The following is a 21,517-nucleotide window of genomic DNA, read 5'->3' on the forward strand; positions in this document are numbered from 1 at the left end:
TCAAAAAGTGCTTAACATGCGACTTTTCCGCTATTTAAGAGCAAATGAAATTGTTTAACCTCGGTCACAGTTTCATACTAAGCGGGTCAAATTGTTATGTTCCCGTAAGGACCCTCATATGTTTTCCGCGTTGTGCCGCCGCCTGCTTCCACTGGCGCTTGGCGCAGGTTTTGTCTTCTCCGCCCCGGCTTTTAGCGCTATGGGCGAAACCGCCAATACGCAGGCTCGCCATATCGCCACCGTTTTCCCCGGAAGAATGACCGGCTCGCCAGCAGAGATGCTGTCGGCGGACTACCTGCGTCAGCAGTTCGCGCAGATGGGCTACCAGAGCGATATTCGCAGCTTTCATACCCGCTATATCTACACCACCAAAAACCAGCGGCAGAACTGGCAAAACGTCACCGGCAGCACGGTGATTGCCGCCCACGAGGGCAAGGCGCGCCAGCAGATCATCATCATGGCGCACCTTGATACCTACGCCCCGATGAGCGATAGCGACGTGGAAAAGAACCTCGGCGGCCTGACCCTGCAGGGGATCGACGACAACGCCCTTGGCCTTGGCGTGATGCTGGAGCTGGCCGAGCGTCTCAAGAACGTGCCTACCCACTACGGCATTCGCTTTATCGCGTCCAGCGGTGAAGAGGAGGGGCGCCTCGGGGCGCAGAATCTGCTGCAGCGGATGAGCGATGCGGAGAAGAAAAACACCCTGCTGGTGATCAACCTCGATAATCTGGTGGTCGGCGACAAGCTCTATTTTAATAGCGGCCGCAGCACGCCGGCGGCGATTCGCAAGCTGACCCGCGACCGGGCGCTGGCCATCGCGCGTAGCAAAGGCGTTGCCGCCTTCAGCAACCCGGGGCTGAACCGCGACTATCCGCAGGGCACCGGCTGCTGTAACGACGCCAGCGTTTTTGATAGCGCCGGGATCCCGGTGCTGTCGGTGGAGGCTACCAACTGGTCGCTCGGTAAGAAAGATGGCTTCCAGCAGCGGGCAAAATCCCCCGCCTTCCCTGACGGCTCAAGCTGGCACAACGTGCAGCTGGATAATCAGCAGCATATCGACAAAGCGCTGCCCGGCCGCATCGAGCGGCGCAGCCGCGACGTCGTCAAGGTGATGCTGCCGCTGTTGAAAGAGCTGGCGAAGGCCGATAAGCGCGGCTAGCTGGCGCTTGCTGGTCAGCCAGGAAGGAGCATATCCCCGCTGGCGCGGGGAACACTTGCAGCTGGTAACACAAATGCATGGTTCGACCGGTTTATCCCCGCTGCCGCGGGGAACACAGCTGCTCGACGAATGCGGCAGGCTCCAGCGTCGGTTTATCCCCGCTGGCACGGGGAACACCGCATGATGACCCGCTACCAGAACAACTATCACGGTTTATCCCCGCTGACGCGGGGAACACGAACAAACCCCCATCCCTGTTTCGCGATTCACCGGTTTATCCCCGCTAACGCGGGGAACACGTTAATACCGGTTTGCCCGGTGCCGGTTGTTTCGGTTTATCCCCGCTGGCGCGGGGAACACTTCGCTGTTTGGCAATCGGCGTCCTGCTGTTCCGGTTTATCCCCGCTGGCGCGGGGAACACGATATTGTCGCTGTAGTTCCAGAGCAGCCACGCGGTTTATCCCCGCTGGCGCGGGGAACACACGTTTAATGGTTCGATTATCCGGAATAGAGTCGGTTTATCCCCGCTGGCGCGGGGAACACGGGGCTACTCTGCTATTGCGGTGGCGACGTGCCGGTTTATCCCCGCTGGCGCGGGGAACACATTTCGGACCCGACAAACTCTTTAACGGATGGCGGTTTATCCCCGCTGGCGCGGGGAACACGATAACGGAGAATGCGCACAATCGGTACGTCTCGGTTTATCCCCGCTGGCGCGGGGAACACGACGGTCGGGCAAAAAGTATCACAGTAGAAACCGGTTTATCCCCGCTGACGCGGGGAACACAGCCATAGCTGACGTTACCGGCCATTCATTTCCGGTTTATCCCCGCTGGCGCGGGGAACACACTGACACCTATTGCGACTGGTCGCCATCTCGCGGTTTATCCCCGCTGGCGCGGGGAACACTGCCGGAATTACACCATGAAATTGATCTAATGCGGTTTATCCCCGCTGGCGCGGGGAACACAAATGGGCAACCCATCAGTACCGCAGGGCTTTCGGTTTATCCCCGCTGGCGCGGGGAACACCAGCGGTTTCGTTGGTGATGCTAGACCATCCGCGGTTTATCCCCGCTGGCGCGGGGAACACGGACTGCTGGTTCGTCAGCTGTGCAATCTGCTCGGTTTATCCCCGCTGGCGCGGGGAACACTTGGTGGGGGAACTGCAGGAGAAGGGAATTTACGGTTTATCCCCGCTGGCGCGGGGAACACGGGATTACCTGACTATCGGCCATAATCCTACCCGGTTTATCCCCGCTGGCGCGGGGAACACGATGATATCATCGCCGAGTTCATGGAGCTGTTCGGTTTATCCCCGCTGGCGCGGGGAACACGCCTGCGATAGTGGTGCGGCCAGACGCTACGCCGGTTTATCCCCGCTGGCGCGGGGAACACCTCCACATCGGCGAGTCCCAATGTGTAGCCAGCGGTTTATCCCCGCTGGCGCGGGGAACACGAGACATTCCCTCCCCATGAGCTACCCAGCAACGGTTTATCCCCGCTGGCGCGGGGAACACAAGCTAGGCTGGCGCAGAGAGGCAGCTTACTACGGTTTATCCCCGCTGGCGCGGGGAACACTCATGACCGCTGAGAAGGCCGATCGTAACGACCGGTTTATCCCCGCTGGCGCGGGGAACACTAAAAATCGCAGATTAACCGTGAATGCATGAGCGGTTTATCCCCGCTGGCGCGGGGAACACAAAAGGAATTTGAATATATCCCCTTCGATATACGGTTTATCCCCGCTGGCGCGGGGAACACTTCCAAAAAAGATGGGGCTTAAGGGCAAGAAGCGGTTTATCCCCGCTGGCGCGGGGAACACATTTCGTCGCCGACTAATGCCGCAGGACGATGCGGTTTATCCCCGCTGGCGCGGGGAACACCCGCGTTGTGGCTCAAAGAAGATGCCGTAATTCGGTTTATCCCCGCTGGCGCGGGGAACACGAGGCCGCGCGCGAAGAGTTGGAAGCCGATGACGGTTTATCCCCGCTGGCGCGGGGAACACATATGCAATGCGCCAAGGTAATGTTCCGGGTGCGGTTTATCCCCGCTGGCGCGGGGAACACAGCGGCCACTCGTAAAAGCACAGCGCAAAGAACGGTTTATCCCCGCTGGCGCGGGGAACACCAATGTCCCCTCAATTCAGTTTCACCACATTGCGGTTTATCCCCGCTGGCGCGGGGAACACTGCTGCTGAATTGATTGCCCGCCTAAAAAGGGCGGTTTATCCCCGCTGGCGCGGGGAACACGAGGCGCGCGGAGTTGAAAAGTTGATCGAGCACGGTTTATCCCCGCTGGCGCGGGGAACACTCGGTCACCATGACGCGCTCCCAGACCGGTACCGGTTTATCCCCGCTGGCGCGGGGAACACGTGCAGGGTAACGGCAAATCAACCCTCGCCAACGGTTTATCCCCGCTGGCGCGGGGAACACGGTTCCCGCACCATCCCCGACGCTGCCGGCGGCGGTTTATCCCCGCTGGCGCGGGGAACACCTGTTCGCCACGATGATGCGGCGCGGGCCGACCGGTTTATCCCCGCTGGCGCGGGGAACACTAAGGACTAAATCTCGAACCGCATTAACAAAACGGTTTATCCCCGCTGGCGCGGGGAACACGCGTATTGCGGCGCGAATTCATCGTCAATAATCGGTTTATCCCCGCTGGCGCGGGGAACACCTGGGCGATGGACAGGCTACCGGTACCCAGGGCGGTTTATCCCCGCTGGCGCGGGGAACACATCGACTTCATCTGGTAGACCGTAACCGGGTGCGGTTTATCCCCGCTGGCGCGGGGAACACCCGCGCCGCGCGCTCCCGTTGAGACGCGTCACCGGTTTATCCCCGCTGGCGCGGGGAACACAGTCGCGTGTTGAACTCGAAATACTGCCCCGGCGGTTTATCCCCGCTGGCGCGGGGAACACCAGATCGTTTTTAACTGATTGGGTTTGCAAAACGGTTTATCCCCGCTGGCGCGGGGAACACTCATCGAGGATGAGGTCCTGCCCGATAGCGTCCGGTTTATCCCCGCTGGCGCGGGGAACACAAAAATAGAACTGAGTGGTGTTCTTGGTAAAACGGTTTATCCCCGCTGGCGCGGGGAACACATGTGGGTAAACGGGTCCTCACGTATACCGAGCGGTTTATCCCCGCTGGCGCGGGGAACACGCGACCTGTCGATGATGGCGGTAGTTAACCTACGGTTTATCCCCGCTGGCGCGGGGAACACATGGCAACCCTGAAGGGGCTGACGCGTACCTACGGTTTATCCCCGCTGGCGCGGGGAACACGGTAACCGTTGGCAGACTGAGGGATGCTGATACGGTTTATCCCCGCTGGCGCGGGGAACACATGGCAACCCTGAAGGGGCTGACGCGTACCTACGGTTTATCCCCGCTGGCGCGGGGAACACGGTAACCGTTGGCAGACTGAGGGATGCTGATACGGTTTATCCCCGCTGGCGCGGGGAACACTCTTCCTCGGCTTTCTTATTGGCATTGGTCTGCGGTTTATCCCCGCTGGCGCGGGGAACACAACAAAGCCCAGCCAGAAGGCGACGCGCCGGACGGTTTATCCCCGCTGGCGCGGGGAACACTGAAACCATTCGTCAGGCGTCGCCCCCCAGTTCGGTTTATCCCCGCTGGCGCGGGGAACACCAGATTGGCAAGGTGATGGAGCTGGGACTCGGCGGTTTATCCCCGCTGGCGCGGGGAACACGAGCAGAAACGCATAGACGAAGGGATTGAGGCGCGGTTTATCCCCGCTGGCGCGGGGAACACCGCTACGTCTGAAAGGTTGTTCATTCGCATGCCGGTTTATCCCCGCTGGCGCGGGGAACACGGTCGCTTAATGCAAATAACAACGTATAAGGGCGGTTTATCCCCGCTGGCGCGGGGAACACTCTAACGCTATGCGACTGAACTAAAAGACTTTTTTCAACACACTCAATCCTACCAAACTTTCCGTATTTTTAAAGAACACTAACTTATTGAATTTTAATGGGTAAAAATGACACCAGTCTCAGCCCATCCAGATCTACCGGAATACGTCGGTTTTCACCGAAAGTCTGAAATTCAAATCCTGATTCAGTATTCGTTGCCCATGCCATCACGACATTTCCCTCTTGCGCCAAAACGGAGATTTGTAGCCATATCATCTCGCGGACCTTGGCCGAAATATCGCCAACATACACCCCAGCACGAATCTCCAGTAGCCAGACAGCCAGCCTTCCTCGCAGTCGCGGTGGTACATTTTCAGTCACAACAACCAGCATACTCATCCTCAATTACTCCGATGGCCAGAGTCTCCCAACGAGACAGGAAGTGGGATCGCAACGGGTTGCGAATCTTCAGGGGGAGCTGGAGGTTGGATTTCCCCCGCGGCAAGAACCTCTTCAATAAGTGGAATCAGTCTCGCTAGCGTCTTACCACTACGGAAAATATCCCGACAGGCAAGACGAACCTCCCTGTCCGGTGCAACCGGATTGCGGCGAGCAATTTCAAACGCTTTGGGCACCACGGTGTCGAATTTAATGATATCGGCGATATCGTAGACAAAGGAAAGTGGCTTACCGGTATGTACAAAACCAATGGCTGGCGCATACCCGGCAGCGAGCACTGCTGCCTCCGTCACACCATAGAGGCAAGCTGTCGCTGAACTGATGCACTGGTTGATAATATCGCCCTTCTCCCAATCCCTGGGATCATAGCGGCGGCCTTGCCACTTAACTCCATATTGTTTCGCCAGTAATGAATAAGTCGCCCGAACCCGACTGCCTTCAATGCCACGTAGTTGATCAACCGAACGGCGGCCTGGCGCGGGCTCACCAAAGCGCAGCTCAAACATTTTACGCACGACTTTTAAACGTAAATCATCATCAAGCGCCAGCTTTGCCTGATAGAGTAATTTATCTGAACGCGCACCGCCCGGCTGACCCGATGCATACACGCGAACTCCGGCTTCCCCCACCCATACCAATAGTGTCCCCACCTGAGCAGCTAAACGAACGGCAGCATGAGAAACACGCGTTCCAGGCTCGAGCATAATACAAGCCACAGACCCGACAGGAATATGGGTACGAACCCCCGTTTTGTCGATTAACACAAAAGCGCCGTCGATCACATCTATCTGCCCATATTGAAGGAAGATCATCGACACACGATCTTTCAATGGGATCGGATTAAGAGGAAGCCAGCTCATCAGCGCCTCCTTTTCACCATCAACATCCCACACCCCATCGCTTTGCTTTTTCCCAACCCGGAAAACAACGCCTGTTCAAACAATAAAGCATCGGTAATTATGAGCGTGCCGGAAAAATCAACGCTACTAAAAGCAATCGGGTTATCCTGTGCTTTACGAACAAAACGGTGTTGTTGATATGCCTGCACGCAAGCGTATCGCGTCTGTATTTCTCTGCTTTCCGTACCGGCCCATTGGGTAAAATCGTCAGGTTCAGGCTGAAGCAGACGGAAGCCGTGTTGATTCCCCTGCATTTCCAGCCAGCCCTGCGCAGCCTGCTGCTGTAATTCCCACCATTTTTCCGGCTCTACGCCGTTCGCTTTAGCCTGGTGCTTTGCATTCATCATGACATCGCTACGTTTGCCATTACGGGTAATCACCGGATTAGCGCGTAACTGAAAATCAAGCACCAGCCCCTCGGTCAGCTGAGGGCTAAATGATTTAGTTTCAACCAGAAACAGAGCGTGCTGCGTTAACGGCGGCGTCGCTGAGAGCATAAAAAAGCCGCCACGCTCTTCCTGACGGAACAAAAACTGGCGCTCTTTCTGTTCAGGAAAGAGCTGCCATAGCCACTGGTGGCTGGCGTAAGGCCGGGCTGAATCCCATTTTTTCAACATTTCCGGCTGTAGATTATTAAACCGGAGCTGGATACGAGACAGGTACATTAGGCTCTCCCCTGCAGTGGCCCGCTAAAACGGGTATAGCTACTAAACTGCCAGCGCTGGCGGCTTACAGGCTGATTATTGCTACGCTGCTTTTGCTGCCAGGTCAGACTGACTTCATTTGGGTCATCCCAGTAACAAACGCCTGCGCTTAAGATAGAGCCATTTAATTCCACCGGGCATATCTCCTGCCTCGCCAGGATAAAGACGTCCTTTAAATCACCACGCATTAAACGAGGCGCCAACGGTAATGCTAAAGGATAGGACTTACGCCCAAGATAGAGAGGGAAATGTGGGGTCAATAACGCCTCGAGCAGTACCGGCAGCGTGCATGGTGCTCCGGGTGTCGCGCTTAATGCCACATGCCAGTAGCCGTCGCAGCGATACTCCCGCTGCGAAATCAGGGTTCCGATCTCATCGGGGGCAAGTCTAAGTTCATCCCGACGCGTGTAGTAACGATACTTTTTGTTTTCTCGCGGCGCACTTACGGTGTGATAGTCCCGAAGCCATCGTTCCTGAGAGGAAAGCGCGTGCACGGCCAGATGGTAATGCTGATTGAAATTATTCAGCCGCTCTTCTTCTTCCCGCCGAATACCCAGCGCTGCGGCAAGCAATCCCAGCAAGGCAGATCGCGTTGGAACTGTCGCCGAAGGACGGATTTCTCCGGGTGCTTCTTCGCCCCACGATGCCAGGGGCGCATACAGTTGGAAAACCAAATATTCCTTCATCATTCATCCTTACTGGCTAACAAAGGCCAGTAATTCCGCCAGCGTTCCTTCACTTTTCTGCACGTTCAATTCTTTATAATTGTCAGTACAGTTCCCATATACGCTATTGAAGCTGTCACGCTGCTGCTTTAAGCGGGTAATAGCCGCCGTAATTTGATCGGCATCGCGTACCGGCTGGAAAAATGCCGCAGCCAAAGAGCGCGGCTGTTTTTTACCGATTTCAGCCAGTGCATAGGAAGCATAAGCTCGAGAGGCAAAGCTATTTTGTTTACCGGTTGGAGAAACCGTAAGCGCCGTTTCGGTCAGTGCCGCAATAGCACGTTTCGCCAGTTCCTCATTACCACCAAGGTTTTCCACCAACAAATCACGGCTAATGCAGATATAGGTATAGAAAAGCGCCGAAGCAAAACCCTGCTCACCCATATGACCGGAACCGGCGTCTTCTTCTTTATTGTTCAGATCGTCAACGGCGGTGAAAAAATCAGATTCAATGGTCACGGCGCTCACCCCTAACGCATGAGAAACCTGACAGGCAGCTTCGACGTTGAACTCCGGCGTTGACGCCAGCATACGGCCAAATAGCGCCATATCTACGCTACGCTGCTCCTTCCTGAGCAGCTTAACTTCTTCTTCACTGGGTTCACGCTTATTGGCAATTAGCGTATCAACCAGCTGTTTAATTAACGTAATTTCGTGATGGCTGACATGAACAATTTGTTCAATTTCGAGGTTTTTTTCATCGGGCGCATTTTTATCATTTTTCAGCTTACCGAATTGAGCAGCAATTTTTTCTGCCGCCCCTTTCGCCACCTTCGCCGCGATACCGCCGGCAATCATCGGCCGGAAAACGTAATCCACGCCAATTCGTCGGGAACGCTTGCCGATGAAACCATCCAGCGCTTCTTCAAAGGTGTCAGATACGCGCCAGGCACGCTTCAGGCTTTGCGATGAAATGCGCAGACGCTCCACGCCCCCCATATAGGCTGTTTTAGGTCTACCTGATTCATCGCGGTTCAGGTTAGCAGGCGCGTAGGCGGTTAATAAATGCAGTTGAATAAAGGTAGTCATCGTTAAATCCTTCTAAAAATGATTATTTGCTATATGACGCAGAAAGATATTCATTCGCCCAACGGATGCGATTGCGCTCAAAGGGGTCACGGGGCTCCGACTTGTGCTCTTCTCGCCTTTGCCACTCTTCCATCCACAAAAAAATACTGTCGGCCAGCGATAAGACATTAACCCCTTCATGACCACGAATCGTCACCGCGTGGATTAACAGCTGACAAAACGTTTCCGGATCGGAAGCCTTTTGCAAACGTTCAAAACGTAGAGTAGAAACGCACGACGTTGAGCCGTTAAGTTTTTCCCCCAGCTGCGCGGCAAAGCTTGTTTTTTCATTATGCTTCTTGATATGCGCGGCGACGCTGGCAAACAGCGCCAGCGCCATTTCATCAAGGGGTTGTAGCGGCATATGTTCAAGAAGAGAGTGACGGAGCGCGCCGTATCCTTCACACATCATTGCGCCGTAGGGCGGCTCCATTCTTTTCAGCTCCGCCCGCCAGGCTCGTCCGTTAATGCGCTGACTCTCTCGGGTCGAGTATCGCTCAGACAATGCGGTAAACCAGTTAATCAGCGCTTTTTGTGCTTTGGCATTGGTGATTCTGCGCAGTGCCGCAGTATGACTATTCAGCATGTTCAACCTCCTCTTATTATCCAACCAGCGCCAGTACATCCTTATACGCTTTATGTTTACGATAGCCGCTCTCAAGCTCCTGCCGCGCCTTCAGCTGACGGAGCAGGATATCGTCCGGACTATCGGCGTCAGTGAGGATTTCACGGTCAAAAACGTTAAAGAGATAGGCGTGTAATTCACGCTCCCATGCTTTCACCGCGAGATGAGTCGACGTCTCTTGACGTAATGAATCAACCGCCAGTACACCTTGCAACGTTCGAAAAGCAGACTCAGTTTCCTGCCAAAAGGCGATATCTATCATGCTGAAGTCAACTTTGGCTTCTTTTGGACTGGCAAATCTGGCGCTTTTTAGTGCATTTCTCAGTAATGCCAGCGCCTCTGAAGCCAGTACCAGTACTTTATTGAGCGCTTCCAGAAATTGCTCCGCATGAGAGGTGCTGATTAACGGAACACGGTGCTGGTACCAGCAGCGAGCTTTGGCATTATCCATGTCCCATGCAAAGCACCACAGTCCGATATTTTTCTGTTGACTGGCAGAGCGGACCACCTTTGCAGGCTGCATTTTGTTAAATTTATCCTCACGTTCGAGAATAAGCCCCAGCCAGTCTTTATAGCTGACGCCGCCCGGCTGCCCTTTGAATGCCAGCCAGGGGGAGGAAGAGTCTTTTAGCGCCTGCCGATAGGGGGAGAATGGATGCCGCCAACCGTCATACTGAACGCCATAGTTTTTTACACGCATTTGCCGCAGCAGCGACTCATGCTCCTCACCGCATAAATCACAGATTCCCGCATCAGTATGGGTGAAATCGAGCTCAATCCGTCGCGGCATTCCCCAGTAAGCCTGCAAAGGATGCGCATTCTCCGGCGTTACCACATTGCCTGCCTTTTCACTGGTCCTGGTCGGCGCGAGCCAGGGGAAAATCAGCGGGAACTTCGCTGGCGTCGGTGCATTTTCCTCGGGTAAAACGTTGAGCCAGAGCTTTCGCCAGAGCGGAAACTTATCTTCTTCTTGCGGGACCACCAGCGTGGTTAGCGGTCCACCGCCGCGCATTCCGACCCGATATCCCGCGCCACCGGCCGGAGAGTTAGTTTGCACCGCAAACAGGGCAATGGCCGCACAGTGGGGACATATTCGTTCAAAGCGACCTCGTTTAACAAAATGATCTTTATTGAGCTTTAGCGTATTGCCGCCAGGCGCATCAATCAGCAGCCCGGCAATAGTGCTATATTCAGTATCAAGAGGATCGTAGCTTTGTAGAAAGGAAGGTTTTTGTTCGCCGAACTGCAGAGCGGGAGAGAGGACACGCAGTGCGCGCTGCCATTCTTCAGGTTCAATACCTTCATTCCAGATATCTCCCCAGTCTTCTTTATCTTCAGGGGCGATAGCACATTGCAGGATACCTATCAACATTTGCCATGCTGCCCCCTGAAAATCAGCCCGAGGAAACGCGAGATCCTGAATTCTGTTATCCAGAATATCGCATAGTGCAACTTTCGTTTTTTCTCCGTCGGAGAAAAGGACAGGAAGCCATTTTTCCGTACTCAAATCCATAGAGTTACTCCTGTAAAACTGGAATTCAGCAGAACCAACCATTTATTGAAGGAGAAAAAGGATTGGCTCCCAGCCCAACATTTGGGTAGAAAACATCGTAACCAAGTTTTCGGATGCCATCAATAACAAAGCAAGAAGTCACTTATAATAAATAAGCCTGATCTTTAATGTTGCTATAATTACGTTCATGCTTATTTCAATGACAATAATTAACAAAAACGAATATATCACATTTCCAATGTGCAAATGGTTCACACGTCAGCAGGAGTAAAAAGTGTCTGCTGGAGGTGAAAAATTGTTGTCCTCATAGCCAGTAAGCTATAATCTTGCTATAGCTTACTGGCTATGAGGGATCGCAATGTGGGACATAGAAACGACGGACGCTTTCGATGAGTGGTTTGCGGCACAGACGGGTGCGCTGCAGGAAGACATGCTGGCCGCTATGGTGATTTTATCTGAGTATGGCCCACAGTTAGGCAGGCCGTTTGCAGATACCGTGAATGATTCTGCTTTTCCGAACATGAAAGAATTGCGCGTACAGCATCAAGGCAACCCAATCCGAGCCTTCTTTGCGTTTGATCCTTGCCGCCATGGCATCGTGCTATGCGCCGGAGACAAAACGGGGTTGAACGAAAAGAAATTTTACCGAGACATGCTCAGGTTTGCCGATAATGAATACCGTAAGCACCTGAATAAATGAGGAGTTACTATGGCTACCCTTAAAGAACTGATGGCTAAGCAAAGTCCAGAAAGCCGGGAGCGTATTGCCGAAAAAGTGGAAGAACTTCGCCAGACGATCGCTTTAAATATGCTTAGGGAAGAGCTGAATATTTCTCAAACGGAGCTGGCGGCGGCGATGGGCGTTAAGCAGCCAACGATCGCAAAAATGGAACAGGCGGATAACGATCCCCGCCTGTCGACCCTGAAACGTTACGTCACCGCTCTGGGCGGCGAACTCAGTATTGACGTGAAGCTCCCAACGGGCAAAAGGGTCGCATTTCACCTCTGAAAAAATGGAGCGAGGCTGGCTTTCAGGCTAACTCACCAGATAAATTGAACTGCCAGCCAGCCCTGCAGCTTTGTCCTGGAAATCAAAAGATGATGACTGAAAGCCCGCAGTATCTCCGCTACTGGGGAAAAACAGCAAAAACAACCGATAGCAAGCATAATGCCTATCACCTCCTGGCATACCATTGCCTTGACGTCGCAGCCTGCGGATATTTCATCGTCAAAAACAATATCTTTAACACCAGAGATATATTAAAAGAGTGTGGCATCAGCGGGACGGATGCAGAAAACTGGATCGTCTGGCTATTTGCCAGTCACGACATTGGAAAATATGCTCGGGGCTTTCAAAAATATGCCCTATTCCCAGGTTCACCGTTAGTTCCTCCTATTAATAGTATTTCAGCTTTTGAACGTCACGATTCTTTAGGCTTTTATTTATGGGGAAAATTACTTGAAGCATGGTCTGAAGGTAATAATGAAATTATTCCAGGCATTCCCCTGGAGAATCGCCCCAGTTTCAAAAGCGCCTTAAATATATGGATGCTCGTTAGCACCGGCCACCACGGAATCCCCCCTGATACGCTAAAAAATAGCAGCCCTTTGGCATTCAGCGACGAGGATATTGCGGTAGCAACGCATTACCTGGAAACAGTAAGTCAGCTATTTTCCTTTACGCTGCCTGCGGAATGGAAAGTCAAAGCGGGAAGAAAACGCTTAAAACAGCACAGCTGGTTTTTTGCTGGCATAGTCACCATCGCCGACTGGATGGGCTCGGATGAAACGCAATTTCCGCCGCTCAGCAGCCCCATGCCTTTAGAAGACTACTGGCCCCTTGCCTACGAAAAAGCTCAACGAGCCATCCTCAAAATCCCGCAGCGGTCACAACATAGCCGCTATCAGGACCATCAGGCTCTCTTCCCGTTTATTCATACTCTTACGCCTCTCCAGCAGCGAGCAAGTACGCTGGATATCTCTGCGCCGGGTCCGCAGTTGGTCATTCTGGAGGATGTTACCGGGGCAGGTAAAACCGAAGCGGCGTTAATCCTGACGCATCGTTTAATGTCCGCCAATAAGGGGCATGGACTCTACGTTGGCCTGCCGACAATGGCGACCGCAAACGCCATGTATCAACGCCTGACAGGAGCTTATCACGCGCTGTTTGCCAAAGATGCCAGGCCATCGCTGATGCTGGCACATGGCGGCCGACAGATGTCGGATGCATTCCGACAGTCGGTCTGGCAACCATCGGGGGAAACGGCTGAAGATTATTCTCGCGACGATGGCAACGCCGCCGGTGAATGCCATATCTGGTTTGCCGATTCGCGGAAAAAAGCGCTGCTGGCGGAAGTGGGGGTTGGAACCTTAGATCAGCTATTAATGGCCGTCATGCCCTTCCGCCACCAGTCGCTACGCCTGCTCGGAATGCGCGACAAGATTTTGCTGCTGGATGAAGTTCATGCCTACGATGGCTATATGGTGAAACTGCTGGAAGGGTTGCTCCAGTTCCATGCCGCCCAGGGCGGAAGCGCTATCATTTTAAGCGCAACGCTCCCTGCCGCTTTACGGGAGAAATTGCTCAACGCATTTAACAAAGGTGCGGGATTTGCCGCAATCGAAACGAGCAGCGATGCGGGCTACCCATGGTTAAGCCATCTATCTTCCACAGGGCTGACAGAAGAAGCGCTCACGACACGCCAGGAGGTTCAGCGCACCGTCATCGTTAGCTGGATCCAGCAACGTAGGGAAGCGTTGGAAATTATTTATCGTGCAGTCGAAGCCGGGCAATGCGTATGTTGGATCCTTAATACGGTTGATGAAGCACGCGAAACTTATCAGCAGCTGTTGCATGAAAAGCGCATCCCTGAACAGGACCTGCTGCTTTTCCACAGCCGCTTCGCCTTTGCCGATCGTATTGCCATTGAGAATAAAACCCTCGCCTGGTTCGGCAAAGATGCCCCCGTTTCAGCACGGCGAGGGAAAGTATTGATCGCCACTCAGGTTGTCGAACAAAGCCTCGATCTGGATTTTGACTGGATGATCTCGGATCTGGCGCCAATAGATTTGTTGATCCAGCGCGCCGGTCGACTTCAGCGCCATATCCGCACTGCCGGTGGGGAACGCAAAGCGATACTGCCCGATGAACGTCAGCCACCGATACTGCATATTCTAGCGCCAGAATGGCAGGAACAGGCTGGGCAAGGTTGGCTGGGAAAAGAGCTGCGAGGAACCGGCTTCGTTTATTCCGACCACGCCTGCTTATGGCGCACTCAGGCGCTGCTGCGTCAATATGGAGAAATCAGGATGCCGGAAAATGCCAGGGCATTGGTCGATGGCGTCTATGAACAGAAAATTCCCGCCCCGGGCAGCTTACAGGCACTTTCTGACGTCGATTTCGGCAAGGTGTTGAGCCAACGTTCCGTCGCGACGCAAAACCTACTACGCCACGATATCGGCTACGATCGGGAGGCCAGCGATTTTTTATGGGATAAAGATCGGGAGTTTTCAACCCGCCTGGGCGAAGAGAGCGTTGATATCTATCTCGCCTGGCTGGATGAGGAAAATGAACTGCATCCTATCGTGATGGAGGGCGACTTCCGCTGGGAAATGAGCCGATTATCGGTACGTCTATCGTGGTGGAAAAAGAGATCGGCAGAATTTTTACTTCTCGGCGAGGATACGCTTGAACGATTTCGGAAGAAACAACATCGCCCGTCCGCGCAGGTGGTGCTGGTATCGTCAGAAGGTGAAGCGATTTACTACAGCAAACGGGAGGGGCTGGCTGGCAATACCCCAGGGTAAACTCCTGAACCAATACTCCCGGAAGCGGCGCGATGCGCCGCCCGGGACTTTTCTCAACCCTCGTGCAGCCCGCACTCGCGCTTCAGGCCGAAGAAGCGCGTCTCTTCTTCCGCCATCCCCGGCTCCCATTTGCGGGTGGTGTGGGTATCCCCCACTGAAAGGTAACCCTGATCCCACAGCGGATGGTATTTCAGGCCGTGCTTCTGCAGGTACTGATAAACGGTGCGGTTATCCCAGTCGATAATCGGCAGCACCTTAAATACCCCGCGCTGAATCGCCAGCACCGGCAGCGTTGCCCGGCTACCGGACTGTTCGCGGCGCAGGCCGGCAAACCAGGTACGGGTGTTCAGCTCCTGCAGGGCGCGGTTCATCGGCTCAACCTTGTTGATGTCATTGTATTTCTCAATGCCGTCAACGCCCTGCTCCCACAGCTTGCCGTAGCGGGCTTCCTGCCAGGCCGGGCTGGTCTGCGCCCGATAAACCTTCAGGTTCAGCTGCAGCTTGTCGGTTAGCTCATCGATAAACTGATAGGTTTCCGGGAACAGGTAGCCGGTATCGGTAAGGATCACCGGAATATCCGGACGGATCTGGTTAACCAGATGCAGGCTAACCGCCGCCTGAATACCAAAGCTTGAGGAGAGCGCGTAGTCGCCGGGCAGGTTTTCCAGCGCCCACGCCACGCGTTCTTCGGCGCTGAGCTTCTCCAGCTGCGCGTTGGTTTCTGCCAGCTGCAGTACGCGTTCAACTTTCGGCAGTTCATTTAGCGCGTTGAGATCGAGTACGGACATAGTTACCTCGTTATTTTCCCTTCACCTTATCCCCTTCCCGTCAACGGAGAGGGGATCGTCAGGCGTGGATAAAGACCTTTATTCCCAGAAATCACGGGCTGGATCGAGCACCGGGCGCACGATACCCGCACGCACCGTAAAGTCGCCGAAGCCTTCACCCGCTTCGCGCTCTTTCGCCCAGCGCCCGACCAGTTCGTCAATCGAGTCGAGAATTTCCGACTCGGTAATATTTTCGCGATACATACGCGGAATACGCGTTCCGCTGCGGTTGCCGCCAAGGTGCAGGTTGTAACGGCCCGGCGCTTTACCGATCAGGCCAACCTCCGCCAGCAGGGCGCGGCCGCAGCCGTTCGGGCAGCCGGTCACGCGGGTGACGATATGCTCCTCGCCCACCCCGTACTTGCTCATCACGCCGTCCACCTTATCGATAAATGACGGCAGGAAGCGCTCCGCCTCGGCCATCGCCAGCGGACAGGTCGGGAAGGAGACGCAGGCCATCGAGTTTTCACGCTGCGGGGTGACGCTATTCATCAACCCGTGATCGCGAGCCAGCTTCTCGATCTTCGCCTTCTGCTCTTCCGGCACGCCGGCAATAATCAGGTTTTGGTTCGCCGTAATGCGGAACTCGCCTTTATGGATCTTAGCAATCTTCAGCAGACCCGTTTTCAGCGGACGCCCCGGATAATCAAGGATACGGCCGTTTTCAATAAACAGCGTCAGGTACCAGTTATTGTCGATACCTTTCACCCAGCCAATCCGATCGCCGCGACCGGTAAACTCGTAGGCGCGGATCGGCTCGAATTTAATGCCGGCACGGCGCTCAACTTCGGCCTTGAAGGTCTCAACGCCAACGCGTTCCAGGGTGTATTTCGTTTTCGCATTTTTGCGGTCGGTACGGTTGCCCCAGTCGCGCTGGGTCGTGACCACCGCTTCCGCCACGGCCAAAGTGTGCTCAAGCGGCAGGTAGCCGAATTCGCTGGCGGTGCGCGCGTAGGTTTTCTTGTTGCCGTGCTCAATGGACAGACCGCCGCCCACCAGCAGGTTAAAGCCCACCAGCTTGCCGTTTTCGGCAATCGCCACGAAGTTCATGTCGTTGGCGTGCAGATCGATATCGTTCTGCGGCGGAATAACCACGGTGGTTTTGAACTTACGCGGCAGATAGGTCTGGCCAAGGATCGGCTCTTCGTCGGTGGTGGCCACCTTCTTCTGATCGAGCCAGATCTCGGCGTAGGCGCGGGTGCGCGGCAGCAGGTGCTCGGAGATCTTTTTCGCCCACTCGTAGGCTTCAGCATGCAGCTGAGACTCGTTGGGGTTAGAGGTGCACAGCACGTTACGGTTCATATCGTTGGCCGTCGCCAGCGCGTCCAGCCCCACCGAGTGCAGCATCTGGTGCACCGGCTTGACGTTCTTCTTCAGAATGCCATGGAACTGGAAGGTCTGACGGTTGGTCAGACGAATGCTGCCGTAGATGGTGTTATCGGCGGCAAACTTATCAATCGCCTGCCACTGTTTGGTGGTGATCACCCCGCCCGGCAGGCGGCAGCGGAGCAGCATCGCGTGACGCGGCTCCAGCTTCTGCGCCGCGCGTTCGGCGCGGATGTCGCGGTCATCCTGCTGATACATGCCGTGAAAGCGGATCAGCAGGAAGTTATCGCCCCTAAAGCCGCCGGTGAGGGGGTCGTTTAAGTCTTCTGCGATGGTGCCGCGCAGGTAGTTACTCTCTACCTTCATACGCTCGGCGTCGGTCAGTTTACCTTCGACCACCAGCGGTCCTGGATGTTTTTCGCTCATTAGTAGACATCTCGCTGATAACGGCGCTCAACGCGCAGCTCACTTAAAAATTCGTCCGCCGCTTCGGCGTCCATCGCGCCAAATTCGGCAATCACTTCCAGCAGCGTCCGCTCAACGTCTTTCGCCATGCGATTGGCGTCGCCGCAGACATAAATATGGGCGCCGTCATTAATCCAGCGCCACAGTTCGGCCCCCTGCTCGCGCAGCTTGTCCTGAACGTAGACTTTTTGTTGTTGATCGCGGGACCAGGCCAGATCGATGCGGCTCAGTACGCCCTCTTTGACGTAGCTTTGCCATTCAACCTGGTAAAGGAAATCTTCCGTAAAGTGCGGGTTGCCGAAGAACAGCCAGTTCTTGCCCTCGGCGCCTTCCGCCGCGCGCTGCTGCATAAATGCGCGGAATGGCGCAATGCCGGTACCCGGGCCAATCATGATGACCGGCGTCTGCGGATTAGCAGGCAGGCGGAAGTTATCATTGTGTTCGATAAAGACGCGGACTTCGCCATCTTCTTCCACGCGATCGGCAAGGAAGCTGGAAGCGCCGCCGGCGCGCGCGCGGCCTTCGATCTCATAGCGCACCACGCCGACGGTAACGTGAACTTCGTTTTCCGTTTCCGCCTGCGACGAGGCGATCGAGTACAGGCGCGGCGTGAGCGGGCGCAGCAGGTCAATCAGCGCCTGGGCATCCAGCTGTGCCGGAGAGAAGCGCACCATATCGACGATCGGCGTGGTGGCGGCGTAGTGCTGCAGCTGCGCTTTATCGCCCACCAGCGGCAGCAGCGTTTCGCTGCGCGTTAGGGTGGCATAGTTCTCCACGATGTTGGCGGTGTTCACCGTCAGCTCAAAGTGCCACGTCAGTGCTTCGGCCAGCGGCAGCGTCTTGCCGTCTACGCTAACCGGCTCGTCGCCCTTCAGCCACAGCAGTTCGGCCAGCTCGTTGACCAGCGCCGGATCGTTCTGATACCAGACGCCCAGCGCATCGCCGGGCTGATAGCGCAGGCCGGAGTCGCCAAGATCGATTTCAACGTGGCGCACGTCTTTTTCCGAATCACGGCCGGTGATTTTTTGGTTTACCGAAAGCGTCGCGGTCAGCGGCGCTTCTTTGGTATAGGGGCTGGTGTGAATGTCATTGACCGCGCCGCTTGTCGCCAGCTGAGCCGGCGTTGCCGCCGGGGCGCGGGCTTTCAGCACCTCGACCACGCGGGTGCGCCATTCGGCCGCAGCGCCCTGATATTCAACGTCGGAGTCAACGCGATCGAGCAGGCGCTCCCCGCCCAGCTCGGCCAGCCTGCTGTCGAAGTCTTTACCCGACTGGCAGAAGAATTCGTAGGAGGTATCGCCAAGACCAAAGACCGCAAAAGCGGTGCCTTCGAGCTTCGGCGCTTTTTTCGAGAGCAGGAATTTATGCAGCGCGACGGCTTCTTCCGGCGGCTCACCTTCGCCCTGGGTTGAGGTCACGACGATCAGCAGTTTTTCGGAGGCTATTTGTTTGAATTTATAGTCGCCTGCGTTAACCAGCTTGACGTTCAGCTGCGCTGCCTGAAGGTCGTCACGCAGCGCTTCTGCCACGCGGCGGGCGTTGCCGGTTTGCGAGGCGGAAAGCAGCGTAATGCTCGGGACTTCCGCTGCCGGGGCCGGAGCGGCAGCCACCGCGCCGGGATGCTGATTCAGCACGCCCCAAAAATAGCCGGAAACCCAGGCAAGCTGGGTCGGAGTGAAGTCTGTCGTGGCCGCCTGCAGGCGCGCCATTTGCTCCGGGTTGAGCGGGAGCAAATTGGAAGGTGGGACCTGTGTCGTCATGCGTCGTTATGTTCCAGTAAGCAAAGCTGTTATTCGCACCCTGTCAGCGCGGCAAAAACAGAAGAGAATGTAAGGTTAACGGCGCAGATAGTAACAATTAAATAAGGGATGGAAATAACAAATAACCAAATGGACTAACCTGTTTTACCTATAGTTATTAACAACAAAATCGATTAAATAACCACATGAAATATAAAGAGATAATATGCGCCAGTTCGGTGAATGTGGCGATTTTCCGCTCAGGGCCGTTTTAGTTAATGCTAAAAAATGTGCTTTCCGGTACCCTACGGCGGTTTTTTTGTCTTATTGAGAGTAAAAGATGTCCACCACCCTGTTTAAAGATTTTATCTTCGAAGCCGCCCACCGCCTGCCCCACGTACCGGAAGGTCATAAGTGCGGTCGCCTGCACGGTCACTCTTTTATGGTGCGTCTGGAGATTACCGGCGAAGTCGATCCGCATACGGGTTGGATCATGGATTTTTCCGAGCTGAAGGCCGCCTTCAAGCCGACCTACGATCGCCTGGATCACTACTATCTGAACGATATTCCAGGGCTGGAAAACCCGACCAGCGAAGTGCTGTCGCGCTGGATTTGGCAACAGGTTAAGCCCGTTGTACCGCTGCTGAGCGCGGTGATGATTAAAGAGACCTGCACGGCGGGCTGCATCTATCGCGGCGAGTGATTAAAGCCTTTGTGTCGATGGTCAATATTCCTTAGATAACGCCATGTTAGCCTAGACGTTCTCGGTATCTGGGGCGCAATATGGCTGACGATTTTGATATTATTATCATCGGTGCAGGGATAGCCGGCACCGCCTGTGCTCTACGCTGCGCGCGGGCAGGACTTTCGGTCCTGCTGCTCGAACGCGGCGAACTTCCCGGCAGCAAAAATCTCTCCGGCGGGCGCCTGTATTGCCGCGCTCTCGCCGAACTTCTCCCTCATTTTCAACAATCCGCCCCGCTTGAACGCCGTATCACCCAGGAAAACCTGACCCTGCTGACCGACTATGGCGCCACAACCTATTCCAGCCTGCAGCCCGGCGGCGACTCCTGGAGTTTACTGCGCGCCCGTTTCGATCCGTGGCTGGTTAGCCAGGCCGAAGGCGAAGGCGTCCAGTGCATTACCGGTACGACGGTCACGGCGCTGCATCGTGAAAACGGCCGGGTTTGCGGGGTCATTTGCGACAACGAAACGCTGCGCACCCGCTACGTGGTGCTGGCGGAAGGGGCCAACAGCGAGCTGGCGGAGCGTCACGGTTTACTCCCGCGCCCGTCCCCAACCGCCATGGCGCTGGGGATCAAAGCGGTGCTGGCGATGGATCGCAAGACGCTGGAAGATCGTTTCCGCCTCGAGGGTAACGAGGGCTCCGCCATGATATTCACCGGCGGAGTCTGCGGCGATTTACCCGGCGGCGCGTTCCTTTATACCAATCAGGAGACGCTCTCATTCGGTATCGTATGTCCACTCTCCTCGCTGGGAAAAGGGGAGACGCCTGCCTCCGGGCTGCTGGACCGGCTTAAATCGCACCCGGCCCTGCGCCCTCTGCTGCAGGGCAGCGAAACGCTGGAATACGGCGCGCATCTGGTACCTGAAGGCGGCCTGCACGGCATGCCGGCGCGGTATGCCGGGGATGGCTGGCTGCTGGTGGGCGACGCGCTGCGCACCTGCGTCAATACCGGCTTCACCGTGCGCGGAATGGACATGGCCTTAATCGGCGCCCAGGCGGCGGCGCAAACGTTAATCCACGCCTGCCGGCACGACGCGCCGCAAAATCTGTTTGCGCAATACCATCAGGAGATCGAGCGCAGCCTGCTGTGGGAGGTGCTCCAGCGTTACCGGCACGTTCCCGCGCTGCTGCAGCGCCCCGGCTGGTATCACCGCTGGCCCGCGCTGATGGACGATATCTCCCGCGAACTCTGGCAGCAGGGCGAAGGCCCCGTCCCGCCGCTGCGTCAGATAGTCTGGCGTCATCTTCGCCGTCACGGCCTGCGTCATCTGGCAGGCGATCTTGTCAGGAGCTTACGATGTCTGTAGCACGTAACGTCTGGCGCCCCGCCGCCGACCCGCATATTGTCCCGACGGCTGCGCCCGACCGGGAAGTCGTCGAACGGCTCATTGCCTCCTGTCCCGCCGGGCTTTTTTCGCGAACGGCGGAAGGCGGCGTGCAGGTCGACTACCGGGGATGCCTGGAGTGCGGCACCTGCCGGCTATTATGCGATGAGGCAACGCTCAAAGAATGGCGCTATCCTGACTCTGGATTTGGTATTACATTCCGTTTTGGCTAATAAAACGGCGCTAA

At 55.6% G+C, this 21,517-nt stretch carries 17 protein-coding genes and 1 CRISPR repeat array; of the genes, 7 read left to right on the forward strand and 10 right to left on the reverse strand.

Annotated elements, in window-relative coordinates; all coding sequences use genetic code 11:
• Positions 1-118: 118 nt before the first annotated feature.
• A complete protein-coding gene (locus EDF75_RS18055; protein ID WP_133600389.1) occupies positions 119-1,162 on the forward strand; it encodes an aminopeptidase in 1,044 nt (347 codons plus the stop codon).
• Positions 1,163-1,188: 26 nt separating this feature from the next.
• Positions 1,189-5,061: a CRISPR direct-repeat array (repeat unit 29 nt; unit sequence CGGTTTATCCCCGCTGGCGCGGGGAACAC).
• An 84-nt stretch (positions 5,062-5,145) separates the two neighbouring features.
• On the opposite strand, the gene cas2e is transcribed toward EDF75_RS18055, so the two are convergent.
• The 7 genes from cas2e to casA are packed head-to-tail and all read right to left on the reverse strand — an operon-like array spanning position 5,146 to position 11,033.
• The gene (gene cas2e, locus EDF75_RS18060; protein ID WP_088402257.1) at positions 5,146-5,439 is read right to left on the reverse strand and encodes a type I-E CRISPR-associated endoribonuclease Cas2e; all 294 of its coding nucleotides are present in this window, start codon (positions 5,437-5,439) and stop codon (positions 5,146-5,148) included.
• A 2-nt stretch (positions 5,440-5,441) separates the two neighbouring features.
• The gene (cas1e, locus tag EDF75_RS18065; protein ID WP_088402258.1) at positions 5,442-6,359 is read right to left on the reverse strand and encodes a type I-E CRISPR-associated endonuclease Cas1e; all 918 of its coding nucleotides are present in this window, start codon (positions 6,357-6,359) and stop codon (positions 5,442-5,444) included.
• Complete coding sequence (cas6e, locus tag EDF75_RS18070; protein ID WP_133600390.1) at positions 6,359-7,063, reverse strand: type I-E CRISPR-associated protein Cas6/Cse3/CasE; 705 nt, start codon at positions 7,061-7,063, stop codon at positions 6,359-6,361. The genes cas1e and cas6e overlap by 1 nt, the downstream gene beginning before the upstream one ends.
• Positions 7,063-7,788 (reverse strand): type I-E CRISPR-associated protein Cas5/CasD, encoded by a 726-nt coding sequence (gene cas5e, locus EDF75_RS18075; protein ID WP_133600576.1) that lies wholly within the window; start codon positions 7,786-7,788, stop codon positions 7,063-7,065. The genes cas6e and cas5e overlap by 1 nt, the downstream gene beginning before the upstream one ends.
• 9 nt (positions 7,789-7,797) lie before the next feature.
• Positions 7,798-8,856: a type I-E CRISPR-associated protein Cas7/Cse4/CasC gene (gene cas7e / locus EDF75_RS18080; protein WP_133600391.1), complete on the reverse strand. Its 1,059-nt coding sequence runs from the start codon at positions 8,854-8,856 to the stop codon at positions 7,798-7,800.
• Positions 8,857-8,878: 22 nt separating this feature from the next.
• Positions 8,879-9,481 (reverse strand): type I-E CRISPR-associated protein Cse2/CasB, encoded by a 603-nt coding sequence (gene casB, locus EDF75_RS18085; protein ID WP_088402262.1) that lies wholly within the window; start codon positions 9,479-9,481, stop codon positions 8,879-8,881.
• 16 nt (positions 9,482-9,497) lie between these two features.
• On the reverse strand, positions 9,498-11,033 hold the full coding sequence (casA, locus tag EDF75_RS18090; RefSeq protein WP_133600392.1) for a type I-E CRISPR-associated protein Cse1/CasA: 1,536 nt from the start codon (positions 11,031-11,033) through the stop codon (positions 9,498-9,500).
• Positions 11,034-11,391: 358 nt separating this feature from the next.
• On the opposite strand from casA, the gene EDF75_RS18095 reads away from it, so the two are divergent.
• The 3 genes from EDF75_RS18095 to cas3 all read left to right on the forward strand — a co-directional run bounded on the left by EDF75_RS18095 (position 11,392) and on the right by cas3 (position 14,840).
• Positions 11,392-11,733 carry a type II toxin-antitoxin system RelE/ParE family toxin gene (locus tag EDF75_RS18095; RefSeq protein ID WP_133600393.1) on the forward strand — a complete coding sequence of 114 codons (342 nt, stop codon included), beginning with the start codon at positions 11,392-11,394 and terminating at the stop codon, positions 11,731-11,733.
• A gap of 9 nt (positions 11,734-11,742) precedes the next feature.
• Positions 11,743-12,042 carry a helix-turn-helix domain-containing protein gene (locus tag EDF75_RS18100; protein WP_133600394.1) on the forward strand — a complete coding sequence of 100 codons (300 nt, stop codon included), beginning with the start codon at positions 11,743-11,745 and terminating at the stop codon, positions 12,040-12,042.
• Positions 12,043-12,131: 89 nt separating this feature from the next.
• Positions 12,132-14,840 carry a CRISPR-associated helicase Cas3' gene (gene cas3, locus EDF75_RS18105; protein ID WP_463671435.1) on the forward strand — a complete coding sequence of 903 codons (2,709 nt, stop codon included), beginning with the start codon at positions 12,132-12,134 and terminating at the stop codon, positions 14,838-14,840.
• A gap of 53 nt (positions 14,841-14,893) precedes the next feature.
• Here cas3 and cysH read toward each other — a convergent pair whose 3' ends face one another.
• The 3 genes from cysH to cysJ all read right to left on the reverse strand — a co-directional run bounded on the left by cysH (position 14,894) and on the right by cysJ (position 19,218).
• Entirely contained in the window at positions 14,894-15,628 is a 735-nt protein-coding gene (gene cysH / locus EDF75_RS18110) for a phosphoadenosine phosphosulfate reductase (protein WP_041146958.1), read from the reverse strand.
• Positions 15,629-15,706: 78 nt separating this feature from the next.
• Positions 15,707-17,419, reverse strand: coding sequence for an assimilatory sulfite reductase (NADPH) hemoprotein subunit (gene cysI, locus EDF75_RS18115; protein WP_133600395.1), 1,713 nt, complete (start codon positions 17,417-17,419; stop codon positions 15,707-15,709).
• Positions 17,419-19,218 carry an NADPH-dependent assimilatory sulfite reductase flavoprotein subunit gene (gene cysJ, locus EDF75_RS18120; RefSeq protein ID WP_133600396.1) on the reverse strand — a complete coding sequence of 600 codons (1,800 nt, stop codon included), beginning with the start codon at positions 19,216-19,218 and terminating at the stop codon, positions 17,419-17,421. The genes cysI and cysJ overlap by 1 nt, the downstream gene beginning before the upstream one ends.
• A gap of 319 nt (positions 19,219-19,537) precedes the next feature.
• On the opposite strand from cysJ, the gene queD reads away from it, so the two are divergent.
• The 3 genes from queD to EDF75_RS18140 all read left to right on the forward strand — a co-directional run bounded on the left by queD (position 19,538) and on the right by EDF75_RS18140 (position 21,503).
• Positions 19,538-19,900 carry a 6-carboxytetrahydropterin synthase QueD gene (queD, locus tag EDF75_RS18130; RefSeq protein WP_133600397.1) on the forward strand — a complete coding sequence of 121 codons (363 nt, stop codon included), beginning with the start codon at positions 19,538-19,540 and terminating at the stop codon, positions 19,898-19,900.
• 80 nt (positions 19,901-19,980) lie between these two features.
• The gene (locus tag EDF75_RS18135) at positions 19,981-21,252 is read left to right on the forward strand and encodes an FAD-dependent oxidoreductase (RefSeq protein WP_133600398.1); all 1,272 of its coding nucleotides are present in this window, start codon (positions 19,981-19,983) and stop codon (positions 21,250-21,252) included.
• The gene (locus EDF75_RS18140) at positions 21,243-21,503 is read left to right on the forward strand and encodes a ferredoxin family protein (protein ID WP_133600399.1); all 261 of its coding nucleotides are present in this window, start codon (positions 21,243-21,245) and stop codon (positions 21,501-21,503) included. Before EDF75_RS18135 ends, EDF75_RS18140 begins: the two co-directional genes overlap by 10 nt.
• The last annotated feature ends 14 nt before the right edge of the window (positions 21,504-21,517 follow it).

This window comes from Klebsiella sp. BIGb0149 (genome assembly GCF_004362605.1).
In the GTDB taxonomy this organism is placed as follows: Bacteria; Pseudomonadota; Gammaproteobacteria; order Enterobacterales; family Enterobacteriaceae; genus Klebsiella; species Klebsiella terrigena.